The sequence below is a fragment of the Ancylobacter terrae genome (assembly GCF_045108345.1).
Lineage (GTDB): Bacteria > Pseudomonadota > Alphaproteobacteria > Rhizobiales > Xanthobacteraceae > Ancylobacter.
Map to the genome: position 1 here is coordinate 1 of NZ_JBJGXH010000006.1, position 17,795 is coordinate 17,795.

The 17,795-nt window shown below is 70.3% G+C and carries 19 protein-coding genes; 9 read left to right on the forward strand and 10 right to left on the reverse strand.

Annotated features, from left to right (window positions below):
* Positions 1–150 precede the first annotated feature (150 nt).
* From rclC to ACEUEL_RS21720, 4 genes are all read right to left on the reverse strand, one after another.
* Positions 151–729, reverse strand: coding sequence for a reactive chlorine resistance membrane protein RclC (rclC, locus tag ACEUEL_RS21705; protein WP_405710247.1), 579 nt, complete (start codon positions 727–729; stop codon positions 151–153).
* A gap of 8 nt (positions 730–737) precedes the next feature.
* Positions 738–1,085: a carboxymuconolactone decarboxylase family protein gene (locus tag ACEUEL_RS21710; RefSeq protein ID WP_405710250.1), complete on the reverse strand. Its 348-nt coding sequence runs from the start codon at positions 1,083–1,085 to the stop codon at positions 738–740.
* 234 nt (positions 1,086–1,319) lie between these two features.
* Positions 1,320–1,592 (reverse strand): WGR domain-containing protein, encoded by a 273-nt coding sequence (locus tag ACEUEL_RS21715; RefSeq protein ID WP_405710253.1) that lies wholly within the window; start codon positions 1,590–1,592, stop codon positions 1,320–1,322.
* A 156-nt stretch (positions 1,593–1,748) separates the two neighbouring features.
* A complete protein-coding gene (locus tag ACEUEL_RS21720; protein WP_405710255.1) occupies positions 1,749–2,831 on the reverse strand; it encodes a helix-turn-helix transcriptional regulator in 1,083 nt (360 codons plus the stop codon).
* Between the two features lie 226 nt (positions 2,832–3,057).
* Between ACEUEL_RS21720 and ACEUEL_RS21725 the strand changes: the two genes are divergently transcribed.
* Both ACEUEL_RS21725 and ACEUEL_RS21730 read left to right on the forward strand, forming a co-directional pair.
* A complete protein-coding gene (locus tag ACEUEL_RS21725) occupies positions 3,058–3,258 on the forward strand; it encodes a hypothetical protein (protein ID WP_405710258.1) in 201 nt (66 codons plus the stop codon).
* 62 nt (positions 3,259–3,320) lie between these two features.
* Positions 3,321–4,649: a radical SAM protein gene (locus ACEUEL_RS21730; RefSeq protein ID WP_405710261.1), complete on the forward strand. Its 1,329-nt coding sequence runs from the start codon at positions 3,321–3,323 to the stop codon at positions 4,647–4,649.
* Positions 4,650–4,736: 87 nt separating this feature from the next.
* Here the strand turns inward: ACEUEL_RS21730 and ACEUEL_RS21735 are convergent, their stop codons facing one another.
* Both ACEUEL_RS21735 and ACEUEL_RS21740 read right to left on the reverse strand, forming a co-directional pair.
* The gene (locus tag ACEUEL_RS21735; protein WP_405710264.1) at positions 4,737–6,230 is read right to left on the reverse strand and encodes a PQQ-dependent sugar dehydrogenase; all 1,494 of its coding nucleotides are present in this window, start codon (positions 6,228–6,230) and stop codon (positions 4,737–4,739) included.
* Positions 6,223–6,612, reverse strand: a complete 390-nt coding sequence (locus ACEUEL_RS21740; protein WP_405710266.1) for a DUF2231 domain-containing protein — start codon at positions 6,610–6,612, stop codon at positions 6,223–6,225. Before ACEUEL_RS21740 ends, ACEUEL_RS21735 begins: the two co-directional genes overlap by 8 nt.
* Before the next feature lie 507 nt (positions 6,613–7,119).
* On the opposite strand from ACEUEL_RS21740, the gene repA reads away from it, so the two are divergent.
* From repA to repC, 3 genes are all read left to right on the forward strand, one after another.
* On the forward strand, positions 7,120–8,337 hold the full coding sequence (repA, locus tag ACEUEL_RS21745; protein ID WP_405710269.1) for a plasmid partitioning protein RepA: 1,218 nt from the start codon (positions 7,120–7,122) through the stop codon (positions 8,335–8,337).
* Between the two features lie 109 nt (positions 8,338–8,446).
* The gene (repB, locus tag ACEUEL_RS21750) at positions 8,447–9,445 is read left to right on the forward strand and encodes a plasmid partitioning protein RepB (protein ID WP_405710271.1); all 999 of its coding nucleotides are present in this window, start codon (positions 8,447–8,449) and stop codon (positions 9,443–9,445) included.
* A 187-nt stretch (positions 9,446–9,632) separates the two neighbouring features.
* Positions 9,633–10,865, forward strand: coding sequence for a plasmid replication protein RepC (repC, locus tag ACEUEL_RS21755; RefSeq protein ID WP_405710274.1), 1,233 nt, complete (start codon positions 9,633–9,635; stop codon positions 10,863–10,865).
* Between the two features lie 193 nt (positions 10,866–11,058).
* Here the strand turns inward: repC and ACEUEL_RS21760 are convergent, their stop codons facing one another.
* Together ACEUEL_RS21760 and ACEUEL_RS21765 are read right to left on the reverse strand one after the other, a co-directional pair.
* Complete coding sequence (locus tag ACEUEL_RS21760) at positions 11,059–11,466, reverse strand: type II toxin-antitoxin system VapC family toxin (RefSeq protein ID WP_405710277.1); 408 nt, start codon at positions 11,464–11,466, stop codon at positions 11,059–11,061.
* Positions 11,466–11,720, reverse strand: a complete 255-nt coding sequence (locus tag ACEUEL_RS21765) for a type II toxin-antitoxin system Phd/YefM family antitoxin (protein ID WP_405710280.1) — start codon at positions 11,718–11,720, stop codon at positions 11,466–11,468. Before ACEUEL_RS21765 ends, ACEUEL_RS21760 begins: the two co-directional genes overlap by 1 nt.
* Before the next feature lie 195 nt (positions 11,721–11,915).
* On the opposite strand from ACEUEL_RS21765, the gene ACEUEL_RS21770 reads away from it, so the two are divergent.
* Positions 11,916–12,305: an antitoxin Xre/MbcA/ParS toxin-binding domain-containing protein gene (locus ACEUEL_RS21770; protein ID WP_405710283.1), complete on the forward strand. Its 390-nt coding sequence runs from the start codon at positions 11,916–11,918 to the stop codon at positions 12,303–12,305.
* Positions 12,302–12,820 carry an RES family NAD+ phosphorylase gene (locus tag ACEUEL_RS21775; protein WP_405710286.1) on the forward strand — a complete coding sequence of 173 codons (519 nt, stop codon included), beginning with the start codon at positions 12,302–12,304 and terminating at the stop codon, positions 12,818–12,820. The genes ACEUEL_RS21770 and ACEUEL_RS21775 overlap by 4 nt, the downstream gene beginning before the upstream one ends.
* Before the next feature lie 54 nt (positions 12,821–12,874).
* Here ACEUEL_RS21775 and ACEUEL_RS21780 read toward each other — a convergent pair whose 3' ends face one another.
* Positions 12,875–14,038 carry a site-specific integrase gene (locus ACEUEL_RS21780; RefSeq protein ID WP_405710288.1) on the reverse strand — a complete coding sequence of 388 codons (1,164 nt, stop codon included), beginning with the start codon at positions 14,036–14,038 and terminating at the stop codon, positions 12,875–12,877.
* Between the two features lie 123 nt (positions 14,039–14,161).
* On the opposite strand from ACEUEL_RS21780, the gene ACEUEL_RS21785 reads away from it, so the two are divergent.
* Together ACEUEL_RS21785 and scpB are read left to right on the forward strand one after the other, a co-directional pair.
* A complete protein-coding gene (locus ACEUEL_RS21785; protein WP_405710291.1) occupies positions 14,162–15,115 on the forward strand; it encodes a DUF1403 family protein in 954 nt (317 codons plus the stop codon).
* A 3-nt stretch (positions 15,116–15,118) separates the two neighbouring features.
* The gene (gene scpB, locus ACEUEL_RS21790; protein ID WP_405710293.1) at positions 15,119–15,817 is read left to right on the forward strand and encodes an SMC-Scp complex subunit ScpB; all 699 of its coding nucleotides are present in this window, start codon (positions 15,119–15,121) and stop codon (positions 15,815–15,817) included.
* An 80-nt stretch (positions 15,818–15,897) separates the two neighbouring features.
* Here the strand turns inward: scpB and thiC are convergent, their stop codons facing one another.
* Positions 15,898–17,712 (reverse strand): phosphomethylpyrimidine synthase ThiC, encoded by a 1,815-nt coding sequence (thiC, locus tag ACEUEL_RS21795; protein WP_405710296.1) that lies wholly within the window; start codon positions 17,710–17,712, stop codon positions 15,898–15,900.
* Positions 17,713–17,795: the final 83 nt, after the last annotated feature.

Sequence of the window (17,795 nt, forward strand, 5' to 3'; positions counted from 1 at the left end):
CCCGCCACCCGCGCCGGCCTCCTCGAACTCGCCCGCCGGCTCGACCCCATGGTGCTCACATGGGGCAGGTGAGGGCGCTGAACCCTGCCGGGTGAACGCCCCCCACGCGGGCGGAGATGGGCGGCTGCGAGGCCCGCCGACCCCTCGCGGTCAGCCGCCATCGGCCAGCAGCTCGCGCGCGGTGGCGACGAGAACCAGCCAGGCGCCGGCGAGCAGCGCGACATCCTTCAGCACCAGCCGCCCGGCGCCGGAGAGATAGGGAAAACCGTGCTCCCCATCGCCGAGGGCCGGCACCCAGGCCTCCGGCGTGGTGAGGAGGAAGGAGAGGGTGACGAAGGGCGTCGCGAAGGCCAGCGCGGTGCCGACGAGGCCGAGCTTGCGGCTCCACAGCCCGGCCAGTGTCAGCCCCCCGATCGCCAGCTCGACCGTGCCCAGGCCGCGCGAGAAGCCATAGGTGTTGTTCCCCGTCTCCCAGCTGCGCTTGGCGGGATCGAGCTCGCCCTCACGGGTGAGATGCGCCTTGTAGCCCGCCGGCTCGGTGTAGAAGAACGACATGAACGGGCTGTTGGCGACGAAGGGCGTGATGCTGTCGGCCTCGTAGGGCACGAATTTGAGCGCGCCGATCCACAGGAAGATGATGGCGATCGCGATCTTCATGCCGGCGATGCCGAGGCGGAAGGACAAGGGCGCGGCGAGGATGGCCAGGGCCTGGCGATAAAGCGGAACCATGACCAACCTCAGATCTCGCCGGCGGCGGCGACCGCGTCCAGCGTGCGGGTGGAATAGACCAGGGCGGCGCCGGCATTGAGCGCGACGGCGACGCCGAGCGCTTCGGCGATCTCCTCGCGGGTGGCGCCGAGCTTGAGCGCGGCCGCCCCATGGACGGTGATGCAGCCGTCGCAGCGCAGCGTCACGGCGCAGGCCAGCGCGATCAGTTCGCGCGTCTTGGCGCCCAGATGATCGGTCTTGCCGCCGGCGGCGCCGAGCTGAACATAGCCGCGCACCGTATCGGGGCTGAGCGTGCCGATCGTGCCGACGCCGGCGAGTACCTGATCGCGATAGGCGTTCCAGTCCATCATGTGCATGTGAATAGGTTCCCGTTGCAGATGACGTGATCTGAAACCAGTCGAACCGCTGCGGGAGGACGTAAAAGCCTTGGTTTCCGCCATGCCGTGCGATGGCGACAGGCCAGCGGCCGAGGCGCCGCGCCAAGTGGCTGTCCGGTCACGGTTTGCGGAGGCTGCCGACCGCTCGGGGACATCCTTGCCGAATGGCACGGGGGCGTGGCTGCGGCGGGGCCGGGCGCCGTTCCGGACCCGTTATGCGCGGCGCGGCATGCCCGCCGGGCCGCTTGCCGGGGGCCGGTAGCCCTTCCGCCGCTTGCGGCCCAGCAGGTCGAGGAACAGCCGCACCGCCTCGTCCTCGCGGTCGAAGGAATGCTGCACGCTCTGCCCGCACGCGCCGATCCGCCCCCACCGCCGGGTCACGCAGGCGTGGCCGAACAAGGTCGTCTCGATCGACATGGCGTAGAAACGGGCCATGTTGCGCGCGCAATCCCGGCGCTCGACATAGATGTGATACAGTTGAGCCATGCCGCCAGCATCGCCCTGCCCGGTCACCGCGTCCAACAACACTTGTGAATCGATCGCGCGGGATCGATTCATCCGGGTGAAGTCGGAGCCCGCTCGGCGAAACCCCGGCGCATCGCCGTCCCGGCCGGCGCGCCCTCTGCTGGCCGGGGACGGCGGTCAGCCGATCACCAGCTGGCCGAGCAGCCGGACGAGGTCGGATTGCCGGTGGCAGCCGGTCTTCTGCAGCACCGCCTTCAGCTGGTTGCGCACCGTGTCGACGCTCTTCTGGTCGGCCTGCGCGATCTCTTCCGCCGTCCGGCCGTCGGCGATGCGGGTGGCGACATTGGCTTCGGCCGGGGTGAGATCGAACAGCGACTGGATCAGCGAGGCCGGGCCGTGCGAGCGCGCCCCGGCGACGGAGAGGACGAGGATGGCCATGGCCCGGCTGAACAGGTCGCTCGCGGCGCGGCGCACCGGGATGACATGCAGCACGGCGGGCGACACCTCCGGCGTCACCACCATCGGCAGCGACAATACGGCGGCCATCGTCTCGAGCCGGGCCAGCGCCTCCCTGAGCCCCTCGTTCGAGCGCCGGTCCGCCAGCGCGATCTCGTCGCCGCCCCGCGTCGTCCAGTAGTCGGCGGACTGATCGAACAGGCGGTTGGCGACGATCACCGTGCCGCGCCGCGCCACCGCGCAGGCGGGCATGCCGATCGCCGCGAGCGTCTCGACGGCCGTGCGCGCCCGCTCGAAGTCGAGGCGCGTCGACAGCAGCGCCGCGCGCGCCAGGTGCGGGCGCAGCGCATCGAGGCTGGCGATGGTCGCGGACGGGAGGGGTCCCCGTCGATGGTCGCCCTCCGCGTGGAACACGATCTGCGAGCCGTCCGGGATGTTCACCACGGTCGCGACGCCGCGGCCATAGCCGCGCGGCATGAGGAAGTCGGCGAAGACCGGCAGCGCCGCGATCTCGGCCGGGCTGAACACGTCCTCGTCGGTGACGAAGCCGGCGCGGCGGACCGCGAGCAGGCGCATCAGCCGCTCCTGCGCCCCCTCATAAGTGTAGTACTCGCGCGTGAGGCCATCCATGAACGGCGACGAGGCGATCCACTTGGCGGTGTCGTCGCGCAGCGAGATCAGCACGCCTTCGCGGGCGGTCGCCACCGCGCAGATGTCGCCCAGAACCCCCGGCCACATATCCGGAAGGACTGCGGCCTCGTAGATACGGTCCGTAAGGTCGTCCGCCGACCCACTCCAGCTCATGTGACCGAACGCCCCCGTTCAGGTCACGACTTTAACTTTCGCCTTCCCCAGCGCAAGCCTGTCCGTGCCGGGCGTTCTGCCGGGGCCGCGGCGGCGCATGTCATAGCCCAGTTGGGTCATGCGGCCCGTCCGGCCGCTCCTAACATCCGATTCCACATCCGTAACGTTACGGATGCCGGCTCGGCCGCGCCCGGTACGCGGCGCCGTCTTCACTGGGAGCAAGCTCATGGACAAATCCAAAGCCATCGACGCGGCGGTCGGTCTCGCCGTCCTCGGCACGGTGGTGCTCGGACCCTCGATCAAGGTCTCGTTCGATCCGACCAAGGACCTGTCGCTGAACAGCGTCAGCGTCAGCGTCGAGATGCCCAAGGCCTCGGCCGCGTGCAGCGACAACAAGTCGGGCTCCGGCACCGGCTGCGTCTGCTGATCCGGCGCGGGGGATCCATCGCGCCGACGCCCGTTCGACACGACCTTTCGGGAAGGACCACGATGATCGATCTGCTGGACGAGCGTCCGCGCCTGGACCCTGCGGTGGCGTATTTCGCCCGCGAGGAGCGCCACCTGTTCTTCAACACCGCGCTGCCCGACTGGATCGTCGTCAGCGCGAACGCCGCCTATGCGTTGAGCCGGTTCGACGGTGAGCGCACGGTGCGCGAGGTCGCGGGGGGACTCGCGGCACTGGGCAGCACCGTCGACGAGGCCGGTGTCGCGGCGCTGGCGGCTTTCGCCCGCGACCGCGGCATCCTCGCGCTCGGCGCGGCCGCGCCCGCCCGCGCCGCCCTGCGCGCCCAGACGCTGGGCTCGATCTACCTCAAGATCACCAACCGGTGCGACCTCGAATGCGCCTATTGCTATGCCTCCAGCGGCCCCGAGAAGGGCGCGGGCGAACTCGATACCGACGAATGGAAGGCGCTCATCACCGAATTCGCCGCCATCGCCCGCCCCGGCAGCCGTATGACCTTCACGGGAGGCGAGCCGATGATCCGCCGGGATCTGGAGGAGCTCGCCCGCTTCGCCAGGGCGCAGGGCTTCGGCACCGGGCTCATCACCAATGGCGGGCTGATCCGCGACGAGGCGAGCGCACGGCGGCTGGGGCAGGTCTTCGACACCGTCCAGATCAGCCTCGACGGCACGGAAGCGACCCATGACAGGAACCGCGGCCGCGGCGCCTGGGGGCGCGCGCGGGCGGGGCTGCGCCATCTCGAGGCGGCGGGGGTGGAGTACTACGCCTCGGCGACCATCACGGCGGACAACCGCGCCGAGATGGCCGACCTCGTCGCCGAGTTCGGCCCGCGGCTGCGCACCGGCGGGGTGCTGAACACCGGGCGCGCCCGCAGCAAGGATTTCCCCCGCCTCGGCAACACCGATTATGTGAAGACCATCCGCGACGCCGGCGCCGTCGGCTTCTTCGAGGATCCGAGCTTCATCGAGCATTCGCGCCGCGCGCCGCGCGGGCATTGCGGCGCCTCGACCACGACGCTGTCGGTGGACGAGCGCGGCAACATCTTTCCCTGCCAGATCCTGATCTCGCGCGAGATGAGCGCGGGAAATGTGCGCGCCGGCGGCGTCGCCGACCTTCTCGCCCAGCCGGTGTGGAGCGAGCTGCGGGGCGGCACGGTGGATGCCGATTCGGCGCTCGGCTGCTCGAGCTGCATGGTGCGCTACATCTGCGGCGGCGGATGCCGGGCCAAGGTCTATTACGAGACCCAGCAGTTCCGCGGCCCGGACGGCCTGTGCGCCATGTGGCGGGAGAGCATCGTCAACGGCCTGTTCAAGACCGCCGAGCTTCCCGGCAGTCGCTCGCTCTTCGTGAGTTGAGGGGCGAACGGGGAGAGGGCGATGCCCCTCCCCTCCCGGCGGTTGCGGCAGGCGCGCGCCGACACTGCCGCCGCACGGCGCCCGCGCTCACCGCGCCCCGGCGCCGTCCTCCGGGCCGATGGCGGGCGCGATGTCGGTCTGCGGCGGCGCACCAGTGCCCTCCCCCGCCGGTTGCGGCGCACCGGCGGCCGGCGGTGCCGGGGCGGCGGCACCGGCCTCGGCCGACACGCGGTCGGTCGGGATCGGCTGCGGCGTCACCGAGCCGTCGGCGGCGGCGACGCGCCAGACCGTGTTGCCGGCATCGTCGGCGATCAGCAGCGCGCCGGTGCCGTCGATGGCCAGGCCGACCGGCCGGCCGCGCGCCTCCTCGCCGTTGAGGAAGCCGGTGACCACATCCCGTGGCGAGCCGGCCGGGCGCCCGCCCTCGAACGGGATGTAGATCACCTTGTAGCCGTTGAAGGCCTTGCGGTTCCAGCTGCCGCGATTGCCGACGAAGGCGCCGTTGCGGTATTCCTCCGGCATCGCCGAACCCTGCGTGAAGGCGAGGCCCAGCGCGGCGACGTGGCTGGTCAGCGCGTAATCGGGCGAAATCGCCTTCTCCACCAGGTCGGGACGCGGCGGCACCACGCGCGCGTCGACGTTCTGGCCGAAATAGCTCCATGGCCAGCCATAGAAACCGCCCTCGCGCACCGAGGTGAGATAGTCCGGCACGAGGTTCGGGCCGAGCTCGTCGCGCTCGTTCACCACCGTCCAGAGCGCGCCGGTCTCGGGATGGATGTTCAGCCCGTTGGGGTTGCGCAGCCCGGAGGCGAAGACCCGGGCGGCGCCGGTCTCCCGGTCGACCTGCCAGATCGCGGCACGGCCCTTCTCGGCCTCCAGCCCGCGCTCGCCGGCGTTCGAGTTGGACCCGACCGAGGCGTAGAGGAACCGGCCGTCGGGGCTCAGCGCGAGATCCTTGGTCCAGTGGTGGTTGATCGGCCCGCCCGGCAGCGGCGTCAGCACCCGCGGTTCCGCCTCGATCGCCGTCTCTCCCAGCCGGTAGGGATAGGCGAGGATGGCGTCGGCCGCCGCGACATAGAGCGTATCGGCGTGCCAGGCGACGCCGAAGGGCGAGGTGAGCCCGGTCAGCAGGTCGACGCGCTCATCGACCACGCCGTCGCGATCGGTGTCGCGCAGCAGCGTGATCAGGTTGGTCTCCTTCCCGCCGGCATCGCCCGCGGCCATCGACATGATGAAGCCGCGGATGATGTCCTTGGGGCGGTTGAGCGGCTTGCCGGGCGGGGCCTTGGACTGCACCACCAGAACATCGCCATTGGGCAGCGTGTGGACGGTGCGGGGGTTGGCGAGGTCGCGCGCATAGGCGGTGACGGTCAGCCCGTCCGGCACGCTGGGCGTCTGCCCGTCCTGCCAGCCCACCACCTCGGCGACCTTGAGATCCGGCACCAGGCTGTTGGTGGGCGCCGGCAGCACCGGCGTTGGCCCGTATTGCTGCGCGATATCGAAATTGTCGTCGCTGCATCCGGCGAGGACGAGGCAGCCGCCGGCGAGGGCGACGAGGGGAAGGGACGAAACTCTAGACATGGCGCACTCCCGGCACATGGCGCAGTCCCGGCCGGGCCAGCCACGCGGTGACGATCATGGCGAGCACCGTCAGCACCGAGACGGCGAGGCCGTAGGGCATGACGGCGGTCCAGCCATCGGCGGTGTGGATGAAGCTGTTGAGGGTCGCGAGCAGCAGCACGACGAGGCCCGCGAGCACCCCCGGCCAGGGGGTACGGACGCGGCGCGTGGCGGCATCGACGAGGACGACGAGCGCCGCCAGCGTGCCGAAGATCAGCCCGGCGAACAGCAACCATTCGGAAAAATGGAGCCACAGCAGGTTGAGCGTCTGCACATAGGCGAGGTCGGTCAGTACCGTCAAAGAAAAGCACGCCACCGGGAAGGCAAGAAACGTGGCGCGCACCAGGTCTATCGTCCGGGATCGGGGGTAGGCGACAGGATCATGCGTCATGAGATCGGCCATTCTGGTTGGAACTCCCGACGTTGACGACCGAGCCGGCGCATGGTTCCGCGGTCTGACACAGATGTGAGGCGGGCCGCCGTGCGCGGGTGCGCGTCGCTCCCCTCCCGGCCGGCGCTGGCGATCGCAGGCGCCCCGTGGTTCGGTGGCGGCCGGGCGTGTGCGTCGATTCGTCGAATGTGGCGTCGATGGCGCTTCGCGCCGGGAAACGAATCGGCGCGCCCGTGTCATTAGCCGGCCAATGAGTGGCGGGGTTTTTGCCGCGGCGGCTCGGAAGTTCCCGGAACCGCACGGGAAACGCGGGCGGACCGGGCCTCGGCACCGCGCTCGGGAGCGGCCGGGTTAACCTTTCATTAACCCATATCTCCTTGCCGAAGCGTCAGAATCGTGCGCTATCTTGAGACGGAAAGGGAGCGTCTGACGCTCTGAAACCGTCTGAGAATGAAACACATGACGTCGCCTGCGAGAACCGGGTTCCAGAACGGGTCGACCGCCGCGTGGATTACCCAGCGCGCGGAGGCGCTGTCGGCCCGCCTGCGCGCGGTGGGCGAACTCGCCTTTCCCCCGTCGGCGGAGAAGGCGCTGCGCTCGTTCACCTCCGGCGAGGTGGCGGAGATCGTGGGCGTCTCGGACGGCTATCTGCGGCAATTGTCGCTCGACGGGCTCGGGCCCGCCCCCGATATCGGCCCGAGCGGCCGGCGCTCCTACACGCTCGGCCAGATCAACGAACTGCGCGAATATCTGGCGGCGAGCCGGCCGAAGGAGGCGCTCAAGTTCTGGCCGCGCCGGCGCGCGGGCGACAAGCTGCAGGTCCTCGCCGTCGCCAACTTCAAGGGCGGTTCGGCGAAAACGACGACGTCGCTCTATCTCGCCGAGGGTCTCGCGCTGCAGGGTTTCCGGGTGCTGGCCATCGATCTCGACCCGCAGGCCTCGCTCTCCTCCATGTTCGGCTACCAGCCCGAATTCGACATCCCGGAGAACGCCACGCTCTATGGCGCGATCCGCTATGACGCGCGCCGGGTGGCGATGACGCAGGTCGTGCGGCCCACCTATTTCTCCGGCATCAGCATCGTGCCCGGCAATCTTGAGCTGATGGAGTTCGAGCACCAGACGCCGCGCTACATGCTGAACCACCGGGGGGCGGGGGAAGACCTGTTCTTCCGGCGGATCGCGGCGGCTATCCAGCAGGTGGAGGCGGAATTCGACGTGGTCGTGATCGACTGCCCGCCCCAGCTCGGCTTCCTCACCATGGGCGCCCTGAACGCCGCCACGGGGATGATCGTCACCGTCCACCCGCAGATGGTGGACGTCGCCTCGATGAGCCAGTTCCTGCTGATGACCTCCGACCTGCTGACGGTCATCGAGGAGGCGGGCGGCGCGCTGGAATTCGATTTCCTGAAATTCCTGATTACCCGCCACGACCCGCGCGACGTGCCGGAACAGGAGATCGTCGGGCTGCTGCGCGACATCTTCGGCGGCGACGTGCTGGCCGCGACGGCGTGGAAGTCGACGGCGATCGCCAATGCCGGTCTCACCAAGCAGTCGCTCTACGAGCTGTCGCGCGGCGCGGTCGGGCGCTCGGTCTATGACCGGGCGATGGAATCCGTCAACGCGGTCAACCGCGAGGTGATCGGGCAGATCGCGCGGGTGTGGGGGCGGGGTCCATGAGCCGCATCCGCCCTCGCAGAGGATTTCCCGCGGGTCCGTTGTCCGCAGACAACGCGTGCTGCGGTAGAATGGGCGTGCGGCGTTCCGTCGGGACGGCAAGCGAGGCGAGATGAGCAAGCGCACCCAGTCGATACGGTCGATGTTCGCCGGGCGAAGCGAGGAGGCGTTGTCCGCGGACAACAAGCCCGCCCTCCCCCGCTCCACCGCCGGCGCCGTCCGCTCGCTGAAGGAAACCTTCACCGATGTCGAGCGCGACTACCAGGCGCTGCGCGAGCGGCTGGCCAGCGGCGCCGTCGGGGTCGAGCTCGAGCCGGCGCTGGTCGATCCCTCGCCTTTCGCCGACCGGTTTCCCGAGCAGGACGCGGAAAGCTTCGACGCGCTGAAGCGATCCATCGCCGAGCGCGGACAGGAAATCCCGATCCTCGTGCGCCCGCACCCCACCGCGCCCGGCCGCTACCAGAGCGCCTATGGCCATCGCCGCGTGCGGGCGATCCGCGATCTCGGGCGGCGCGTGAAAGCGTATGTGCGCGAGCTGACCGACGAGGACCTCGTCGTCGCGCAGGGCATCGAGAATTCGGCGCGCGAGGATCTCAGCTTCATCGAGCGGGCGCTGTTCGCGTTCCGGCTGGAAGAGGCCGGCTTTCCGCGCGCGGTGGTGCAGTCGGCGCTGTCCATCGACCGGGCGGAAGCCTCGAAGCTGGCGGCGGTCGCCCGGTCGATCCCGGCGGACATCGTCGCCGCGATCGGGCGGGCGCCGAAGATCGGCCGCGGCCGCTGGCAGGCGCTCGCCGCGCTGTTGGCGAACGAGGCGAGCGTGGCCCGCGCGCGCGCGCTGCTGGCCGGGCCGGATGTTCGGGAGCGGGCGAGCGACGAGAGGTTCGATCTGGTGCTGGCCCTGCGGGCGCCGGCGGCGGCGCCGGGCGGCGGGGGCGGGGAAGTCGTGATCCGCAGCCGCGACGGGGTCGATCTCGCGCGGTCGGTGCGCACCAAGAAAGAGCTTCGCCTCGTCATCGATCGCAACGGTGCCGACGGATTCGCCGACTTCGTGCAGCAGAAGCTGCCCGATCTCTATGATCTCTACACGAGGGAAAGGAGCGCGGATGACTGAGCGCTAGCCGGCAGGAACCCAGGCCGCAGCCGCAAAGAAAAAGGCCCCCGAAACGAATTCCGGAAGCCCTTCTCGATCTTTGGCGAGTTTGAGAATCGCACTTCCCGGAATCACCGTCAAGCCTCTCCCGAGGCCTCAACGCCGTTTCGGCGCGCGTTTTTCCTTGCCCAGATCAAGGTGAAGGAAAATGCAGACGCATACCCCCACGACGCCTTTCGGGCGGCGGCCGCTGTCGCTTGCCCATGTGGCGAGCCAGGCCGGCGCGAAGGCGCGCCCGCGCGACAAGGCGGTGCACAAATGGACCGTGTTCCGGGCGATCTGCACCGCAAAGGCGCGCATCGGCGTCTCCGAGCGGGCGCTGGCGGTGCTGGACGCCCTGTTGTCCTTCCACCCGGAAACGGCGCTCACGGGCGAGGGGCTGATCGTCTTTCCCTCGAACCAGCAGCTGGCGCTGCGGGCGCACGGCATGGCGCCGGCGACCCTGCGCCGTCATCTCGCCATGCTGGTCGAGGCCGGGCTGATCGTGCGGCGCGACAGCCCCAACGGCAAGCGTTATGCCCGCAAGGGCCGGGACGGGGAGATCGCGCTCGCCTTCGGCTTCGACCTGTCGCCGCTGGTGGTGCGGGCGGAGCAGTTCGAGGCCTGGGCGGAAGAGGTGCGATCCGAGGAGCGGGCGCTGCGCCTGGTGCGCGAGCGCATCTCGCTGTGCCGGCGCGACATCGCCAAGATGATCGCGACGGGGATCGACGAGGGCGTTCCCGTGCCCGGGCGCGCGCGCGGAACCGCGGATGCGTGGATGGAACTCCATGCGCTGTTCCGCTCGATGGTCGAGCGCCTTCCGCGCAACGCGTCTCGCGCGGAGCTGGAGCCGGTGGCGGAGGAGATGTCGCTGCTGGCCGACGAGATCCTCAGCCTGCTGGAAAGACACGCTGAAACGTCTAATTCGAGCGCCAGTGAATCCCAAAGCGAGCGCCACAAACAGAATTCAAACCCAGACTCTCCTGTTGAATCTGAACCTCGCTTTCGAGAAAGCCGGGGGGCGGGGACAGAGCCCGTATCGCCGGCGCCGCGCCGGCCGGAACCAGCCTATCCGCTGGGCATGGTGCTCGACGCCTGTCCCGATCTCGTCGATTACGCGAGAGGTGGCATCGCCAGCTGGCGGGACTTCATGGCGACGGTGTCGATCGTGCGGCCGATGCTCGGCATCAGCCCGAGTGCCTGGGAGGCGGCGCAGGCGGCGATGGGCGAGGTGCCGGCCGCGCTGGTCGTGGCGGCGATTCTCCAGCGCGGCCCGGCGATCAGCAGCGCCGGCGGCTATATGCGCGATCTCACGCGCAAGGCCGAAGCGGGCGCCTTCTCGGTCGGCCCGATGCTGATGGCGCTGCTCGGCAAGCGGAAGGGGGAGAAGAGGCGGGCCTAGCGGCGGCGATACCGTGGACGCGGCAGAGCCGTGCAATACGTCTTAGCGTCGGCGTCATGACGCGAGGCGGCCCGCTGCGCACGACCGTGACCTCCGAGGGGCAGGGGATCCCGGTGACGTCCGTCTCTGTCCCGCCAGCTGCGCCGGCGCGTTGTCATCGGTCATCCGGGATGCGCCGTCGGAGGGCCGGATGTCAGGGGCTCGCCTCCCACGGATTGATCACCGACGCGCCGGTGTCGTCGAAATCCGCGACATTGCGGGTGACCAGGATGAGGTCGTGGACGATGGCGGTTGCCGCGATCAGTCCGTCGATGTCCCCGCGCGGCCGGATGGCGGCGATCCGTCCCCACTCGACCGAAATCGGGTCGGTCACCGGCAGGATGCGGTCGGCATGATCGTGGCGGATCTTGCGCAGCCACTCGGCGAGATGCCCGGCCGTCTTCGGATCGCTCTTCTGCTTCAGCGCGATGCCGCGCATGATCTCGCCGAGGGTGAGGGTGCTGAGATAGACGCCCAGCGGATCCACGCCGCGCAGCCAGGCGGTCGCCTGCGGCGAGCCGCGCCGGGCTTCCGAGACGATGTTGGTGTCGACCAGGTACATCAGAGCGCGACGTCCCGGCTCGGGGCGCTGTCGCGCTGGTCGACGGCGGCGGCGAAATCGGCGCCCCAGGCGGGGCCGGCGAGCAGATCATCGACCAGGCTCGGCCGGCCGGCCCGCAGCGCGTCATAATCGGCCACGGATAGCACCACGGCGGTGCGCTCGCCGCGCAGGGTGACGATCTGCGGCCCCTCGGCGCGGGCTTTCTGCACCACCTTGGAGAACTGGTTCTTGGCGTCCTGCAGCGGCCATTCCATCTCGGCGGTCTCCTGGCTAGACTGTCTAGCTATATAGGTGGCGACCCCGTGGGGGCAAGCGGCTGAATTTCCGGAAACAAGGCGGTTTCGGCCGGCGGCTGTCCGCACCGGGTCACGGCGGCGCGTTGAAGTCGGTCGGGTTTGCCATATATGATGTCATGAAAATAGGGATACAGCTATGGCGGGGAGGCGATGATGGTCCAGGCGGCGAAAGCTCCGATCGAGGCGCAATCCTTGGTCCTGACCTATATGGACCGAACCGGCCGGATCGCGGTGAACGAGCTCGCGGACGGTTTCGGCATGTCCAAGACCCAGCTTGCCGAAACGGCCGGCCTCGCCCGGGAGACGCTCTATCGCACGGAGCGCAGCCGCGCGCAGAAGGCGCAGGGGCGGCTCCGCGAGATGCTCGAAATCATCAGCCGTGTCGCGGATTGGGCCGGGGGCAAGGAGCAGGCCATGGCCTGGTATCGGGCTCAACCGCTGCCGGCGTTCGGGGGGCGGACTGCCGAGGCGCTGGTCAAGGATGGCAAGGCCGCAGCCGTTCGCGACTATCTCGACCACATGGCCGTCGGCGGATTTGCGTGAGGTTCGTCGGGACCGGCTACCGGGCGCATGATCCGCGATGGGCGTTCCGGCCGTTGTCCGGGGATGGCGCGGCGATCCGGGGCGCCCGCTTCAATCCGAAGGGCATCCCGGCGCTCTATCTCGGTTTGAGCATCCTGACGGCGGTCAAGGAGGCCAATCAGGGATTTGCGCATCGGATCGATCCCTGCGTGCTGTGCACCTACGACGTCGACTGCGCGGACATTGCCGATCTGACGACCGAGGAGGGGAGGGGAGCGCACGCGATCGCGTTCGACGACATGGCGTGTGCATGGGCCTCGGCCCTTGCCGACGGCGATCGTCCGGCCTCGTGGTCGGTCTATGATCGGCTCAAGGCGCGGGGCATGGCGGGCCTGCGCGTGCCGAGCTTCGCGCCCGGCGCTGAAGCGGACGACACCAACCTGGTGCTCTGGAGATGGGGTCCGGAGCTGCCGCACAAGGTGACCGTGTTCGACCCGAGCGGTCGGCTGCCGAAAGATCAATTGTCCTGGCGTTGACACTTATCCCGGCGGTGAGCGGCCCTTCTCCGGAGCATGCAAAGGGTTCGGCCATCAGAGCCCCGCGGCCTTGGTGAGGTTGACCCGGAACCGGTCGCGCCGGCGCTGGTAGCGGCGGGTCATCTCGGCGGAGGCGTGGCCGAGCTGTTTCTGCACATGGCGCTCGTCGACTTCCGCGGAGGAGGCGAGGCCGGCGCGCAGCGAATGGCCCGAGAAGCGCGACGCCCGTTCGCCTTCGCGGAGATCGCGGCGCACCCCGGCGGCGAGCGCGGTGCGCTTGACCAGGCGGGCGACCTCGCGGTCGTTGAGGCGGTCCGCGCCGACATCCTTGCCGCGGCCGGTGACGCGCCGGAACAGCGGGCCATGGCCGATCCGCGCCAGCGTCAGCCAGGTGGCGAGCGCGTGGACCGGGCAGGTGGCCGGCGACGAGCCGCGCCCGATTTCCACCTCGCGCCAGCCGGTCTTGCCGCGCAGCGTCACCAGCAGGCCCTTGTCGAGGATTTCCACCCAGCCGCGCCCGTCCTCGGTCTGCTCGCGGCCGACATCGAGCCCGACGATTTCCGACCGACGCAGGCCCCCGGCGAAGCCGAGCAGCAGCATGGCGCGGTCGCGCAGGCCGCGCAGCGTGCCGCGCTCCAGCACCTCCAGCATGGCGCGGAGATCCTCGGGCAGGATGGCCTCCTTCTGCCGGGGCGGGGCGGCATGGGTGTTGCGGATGCCGGCGAGCACGGTGGCGATGTGCCGGTCCTGGCGCGCGAGCGGGGCGCCGCGCTGGGCGTAGTTCCAGCCGATGGCGGAGAGCCGCCGCTCGATGGTGGCGACGGTGTTCGCCCTGCCGCCGGGGATCGCGGCGCCGGAGGCGCAGGCGGTGATGTAGAGCCCGACCAGCTGAGGGGAGGGCGGCAGCAGCTCGAGCCCCTGCCGCCGGCACCAGGACGCGAAGTGCTGCCAATCGCTCGCATAGGCGCGCCGCGTGTTGGCGGAGCTCGAGGCCTCGACATAATCGCGCGCCCGGCCGGCGAGGCGCTCGAGATGCGCGGGCAGGGCAGGGGGCTCTCCCGGAAGTGGGGCACTTTCGTTCTGAGGGAGAGCGGAGGGGGCGGTACCCTCGGCCGACGGCGCGGCGCCGGAACCAACGACGGGTGCGCCTATCTCGTTAGGCGCCGCGGCGCGCTCCGGAGGGCGATCTGCGTCGGTTTGCGCCGTGTTTTCGACCATTCTCTATATACGGAATAAAACGACCGATAATGCAACATTATCGGATGTTATGAGCGCCATACATAGCGGGCGGTTTCGAGCCCCTATCATGGTCAGAAGCGCACAGGCGCGCTAGGCTGGGCCATGGATGCCGCGCTGATTCCCGCCCCCACGCAGGCCCCGGCCATCCCCGCCATTCCCGGCTGGGCGCTGCCGCGCGGCCCGGTGGCGGATCCGCTGGAAGCCGCCTTCCTCGCCGGCGCCGCCTTGAATTCCCTCGACACTCTCGTGCGCAGCGAGCCCGGTTGGGCCGGTGCGTGGCGGGCGCGGCTGGCGCTCGCCTGCGCCGTCGGTGCGGCGCGCGCGGCCGGTCGGCCGGAAGGCGAGGCGGGATTGCGCGATGCCTGGTTCCTGCGGCCGCCCGATGCCGATCCCGGCCCCGCCGGGCGCCTGCTCGCGGCCTGGCGGCGGCTCGGCGCCCGCGCCTCGGCCATCGATGGCGACGCCCTGGCGTCCGTCTGCGACCGGCTCGGTATCGCCTGGAGCGCGCCGCTGGCGGACCTGCCGGACGGTGTCGCGCGTGAGCTCGCCGTGCGCCGGCCGGCCCCGCTGGCGGCGGCCGCCGTGGTGCGCCTGGTCGAGGCGGCGGATCCCGGCGCGGGGCTGCTCGGCTGGTGGCTGGCCGATCACGTCCTCGCCCGCGCCCTGCGCTGGCCGCTGCCGGTGCCGCTGCTGATGGCCGAGCTGCACGGCGCGGCCTTCCGGCGCCCGGGCGGGGGAGGGCGGGTCCGGCCCGGCGAGGCGGCTTTCGACGCCGCCATCTGCGTCGCCCTCGCCCGTGCCGCGGCGGGCGCCCTGCGCTGCGCCGCCGAGATCGCCCCCCGCGCCGCCCGGCTGCAGCAGGTCGCGCCGAAGCTGCGCGCCAAGGGGGCCGGGGACGCGATCGCCCTTCTGCTCGACGACGACGCGGTGCCGGGCACGCGGACGACGGCAACGCTCTCGCGCTGGGGCGCGCGGCGCCTGTTCGAGCGGCTGGAGACGCTCGGCGCGGTGCGCGAACTCACCGGCCGCTCAGCGTTCCGGCTCTACGGGCTGTGAGACATGGCCCGGCGCCCGACCCCCCCGTTGAGCTTCGATGCCGATCTCGCCGCCCTGCCGCCCGCGCTGCGCTGGCGCGAATGGATGGGCCGGGTGGAGGCGGTGATCTTCGCCGCGGCCGAACCTGTTTCCCGCGAGGTGCTGGCGCGGGTGGTCGGCCCTGCCTGCAATCTCGACCTGCTGATCGACGACATCCGCGCCGAGCTGAAGGGCCGGCCCTATGAGCTGGTGGCGGTCGCCGGCGGCTGGCAGCACCGCACCCGCAAGGGCTTCGCCGAGGCGATCCGGGTCGCGACCGGGCAGGGCGGGCGGGATCCGCGGCCGCTGTCGAACGCCGATGCGCTGGTCCTGATGGGCATCGCCTGCCTGCAGCCGATCACCCGGGGCGAACTGGGGCGGTTCTTCGGCCGGGAGGTCAGCCGCGACACCGTCGGCCATCTGCGCCGGCTCGGCTTCATCGCCGCCGGCCCGCGCGCGCCGCAGCCGGGCGCCCCGCACACCTATGTGACGACGAAGGCGTTCCTCACCCATTACGGGCTCGACACGCTGCGCGACCTGCCGGACCTCGAGGCGCTGGAGGATGCCGGCCTGCTCGGCACGGACCGGCTGCTGGCGGGCGATATCCCGCCGGGGCTCCCGGTCGGAGAGGGGGATGACGAGGCCGATCGCGACGGGCTCGACGAGGGCGACGAGGACGGCTGAGCGCCGGGATGGGGCCGCGGGCCATGTGCCGGCCCGCGACCCCGTCGCGCCGTTCCGGGATGCCCCGAAACGATCGGCCGTCAGGCGTCCGGCCCGGGCGCCGGCGTCAGATAGAGCTGGCTGTGCTCGCGGAACTTGGCCGCCATCGCCGCCATCCCCTCCTTCTGCGCCTCGGCGCGGATGTCGTGCGAGATGCGCATCGAGCAGAATTTCGGCCCGCACATCGAGCAGAAATGCGCGACCTTGTGCGCCTCCTTCGGCAGCGTCTCGTCGTGGAAGGCGCGCGCGGTTTCCGGGTCGAGCGACAGGTTGAACTGGTCCTCCCAGCGGAATTCGAACCGCGCGCGCGAGAGCGCGTCGTCGCGGATCCGGGCGGCGGGGTGGCCCTTGGCGAGATCGGCGGCGTGGGCGGCGATCCGGTAGGTGATCACGCCGGTCTTGACGTCGTCGCGGTCGGGCAGGCCGAGATGCTCCTTCGGGGTGACGTAGCAGAGCATCGCCGTGCCGAACCAGCCGATCATCGCCGCGCCGATGCCGGAGGTGATGTGGTCGTAGCCCGGCGCGATGTCGGTGGTGAGCGGACCCAGCGTGTAGAACGGCGCCTCGCCGCAGACGGCCAGCTGCTTGTCCATATTGGCCTTGATCTTGTGCATCGGCACATGGCCGGGCCCTTCGATCATCACCTGGCAGTCTTTCGCCCAGGCGATCTTCGTCAGTTCGCCCAATGTCTCCAGCTCGGCGAACTGGGCGGCGTCATTGGCATCGGCGATCGAGCCGGGCCGCAGCCCGTCGCCCAGCGAGAACGAGACGTCATAGGCGCGGCAAATGTCGCAGATCTCCTCGAAATGCGTGTAGAGGAAGCTTTCGCGGTGATGGGCGAGGCACCACTTCGCCATGATCGAGCCGCCGCGCGAGACGATGCCGGTCACCCGCTCGACGGTGAGCGGGATATGGGCGAGCCGCACGCCGGCATGGATGGTGAAATAGTCGACGCCCTGCTCGGCCTGCTCGACCAGCGTGTCGCGGAACACCTCCCAGCTGAGCTCCTCGGCGATGCCGCCCACCTTCTCCAGCGCCTGATAGAGCGGCACGGTGCCGATCGGCACCGGCGCATTGCGCAGGATCCAGTCGCGGATGGTGTGGATGTTGCGCCCGGTCGAGAGGTCCATCACCGTGTCGGCGCCCCAGCGGATCGCCCACACCATCTTCTCCACCTCCTCGGCCATGGAGGAGGTGACGGCGGAATTGCCGATATTGGCGTTGATCTTGACGAGAAAGTTGCGCCCGATCGCCATCGGCTCGGCTTCCGGGTGGTTGATGTTGGCGGGAATGATCGCCCGCCCGCGCGCCACCTCCTCGCGCACGAAGTCCGGCGTGACGATATCGGGTATCGCCGCGCCGAAGTCCTCGCCGTCGCGGCCGGCGCCGGCGCGCCGCGTCTCGCGGCCGAGATTTTCGCGGATGGCGACGAATTCCATCTCCGGCGTGATGATGCCGGCGCGGGCATAGGCGAGCTGCGTCACCGCCCGTCCGCCGGTCGCCCGAAGCGGCCGGTGGCGTATCGGGAAGGGCGGGGTCGCCCGTTCGGCCGAGACGAAGCCGTTATCCTCCGGCTTCACCGCGCGCCCCGGCCCGGCCGCGACGTCGCCTCGCGCCGCGATCCATGCGGCGCGCAGGCGGGGCAGGCCCGCGTCGATGGCGATGCGGGCGGCCGGATCCGTGTAGGGGCCTGAGGCATCGTAGACGGTCACCGGCGGCTCGCCGGCGCTCGGATGCACGGCGATCTCGCGCATCGGCACGCGGATGTCGGGGTAGAGCTTGCCGGGTCGGAACACCTTGGTCGAGGCCGGCAGCGGGCCGGTGCTCACGGCAGGGGTGGAGGTATCGGTCGTCATGGGTCGAGGCTCCTCGCGAAACGCATGGAGACCCAGCTCTGACAGGAAGATGTTGGGAGGATTCCCCGCGCCATGGGGAATCC

Bases quoted from the DNA above. Each gene is read 5' to 3' on its own strand.
- scpB (WP_405710293.1), top strand. From the start codon at position 15,119: ATGGCCCGGCGCCCGACCCCCCCGTTGAGCTTCGATGCCGATCTCGCC.
- repA (WP_405710269.1), top strand. From the start codon at position 7,120: ATGACGTCGCCTGCGAGAACCGGGTTCCAGAACGGGTCGACCGCCGCG.
- ACEUEL_RS21730 (WP_405710261.1), top strand. From the start codon at position 3,321: ATGATCGATCTGCTGGACGAGCGTCCGCGCCTGGACCCTGCGGTGGCG.
- repC (WP_405710274.1), top strand. From the start codon at position 9,633: ATGCAGACGCATACCCCCACGACGCCTTTCGGGCGGCGGCCGCTGTCG.
- ACEUEL_RS21765 (WP_405710280.1), bottom strand. From the start codon at position 11,720: ATGGAATGGCCGCTGCAGGACGCCAAGAACCAGTTCTCCAAGGTGGTG.
- ACEUEL_RS21780 (WP_405710288.1), bottom strand. From the start codon at position 14,038: ATGGTCGAAAACACGGCGCAAACCGACGCAGATCGCCCTCCGGAGCGC.
- ACEUEL_RS21785 (WP_405710291.1), top strand. From the start codon at position 14,162: ATGGATGCCGCGCTGATTCCCGCCCCCACGCAGGCCCCGGCCATCCCC.
- ACEUEL_RS21770 (WP_405710283.1), top strand. From the start codon at position 11,916: ATGGTCCAGGCGGCGAAAGCTCCGATCGAGGCGCAATCCTTGGTCCTG.
- repB (WP_405710271.1), top strand. From the start codon at position 8,447: ATGAGCAAGCGCACCCAGTCGATACGGTCGATGTTCGCCGGGCGAAGC.
- ACEUEL_RS21725 (WP_405710258.1), top strand. From the start codon at position 3,058: ATGGACAAATCCAAAGCCATCGACGCGGCGGTCGGTCTCGCCGTCCTC.
- ACEUEL_RS21720 (WP_405710255.1), bottom strand. From the start codon at position 2,831: ATGAGCTGGAGTGGGTCGGCGGACGACCTTACGGACCGTATCTACGAG.
- ACEUEL_RS21735 (WP_405710264.1), bottom strand. From the start codon at position 6,230: ATGTCTAGAGTTTCGTCCCTTCCCCTCGTCGCCCTCGCCGGCGGCTGC.
- rclC (WP_405710247.1), bottom strand. From the start codon at position 729: ATGGTTCCGCTTTATCGCCAGGCCCTGGCCATCCTCGCCGCGCCCTTG.
- ACEUEL_RS21710 (WP_405710250.1), bottom strand. From the start codon at position 1,085: ATGCACATGATGGACTGGAACGCCTATCGCGATCAGGTACTCGCCGGC.
- ACEUEL_RS21715 (WP_405710253.1), bottom strand. From the start codon at position 1,592: ATGGCTCAACTGTATCACATCTATGTCGAGCGCCGGGATTGCGCGCGC.
- ACEUEL_RS21760 (WP_405710277.1), bottom strand. From the start codon at position 11,466: ATGTACCTGGTCGACACCAACATCGTCTCGGAAGCCCGGCGCGGCTCG.
- thiC (WP_405710296.1), bottom strand. From the start codon at position 17,712: ATGACGACCGATACCTCCACCCCTGCCGTGAGCACCGGCCCGCTGCCG.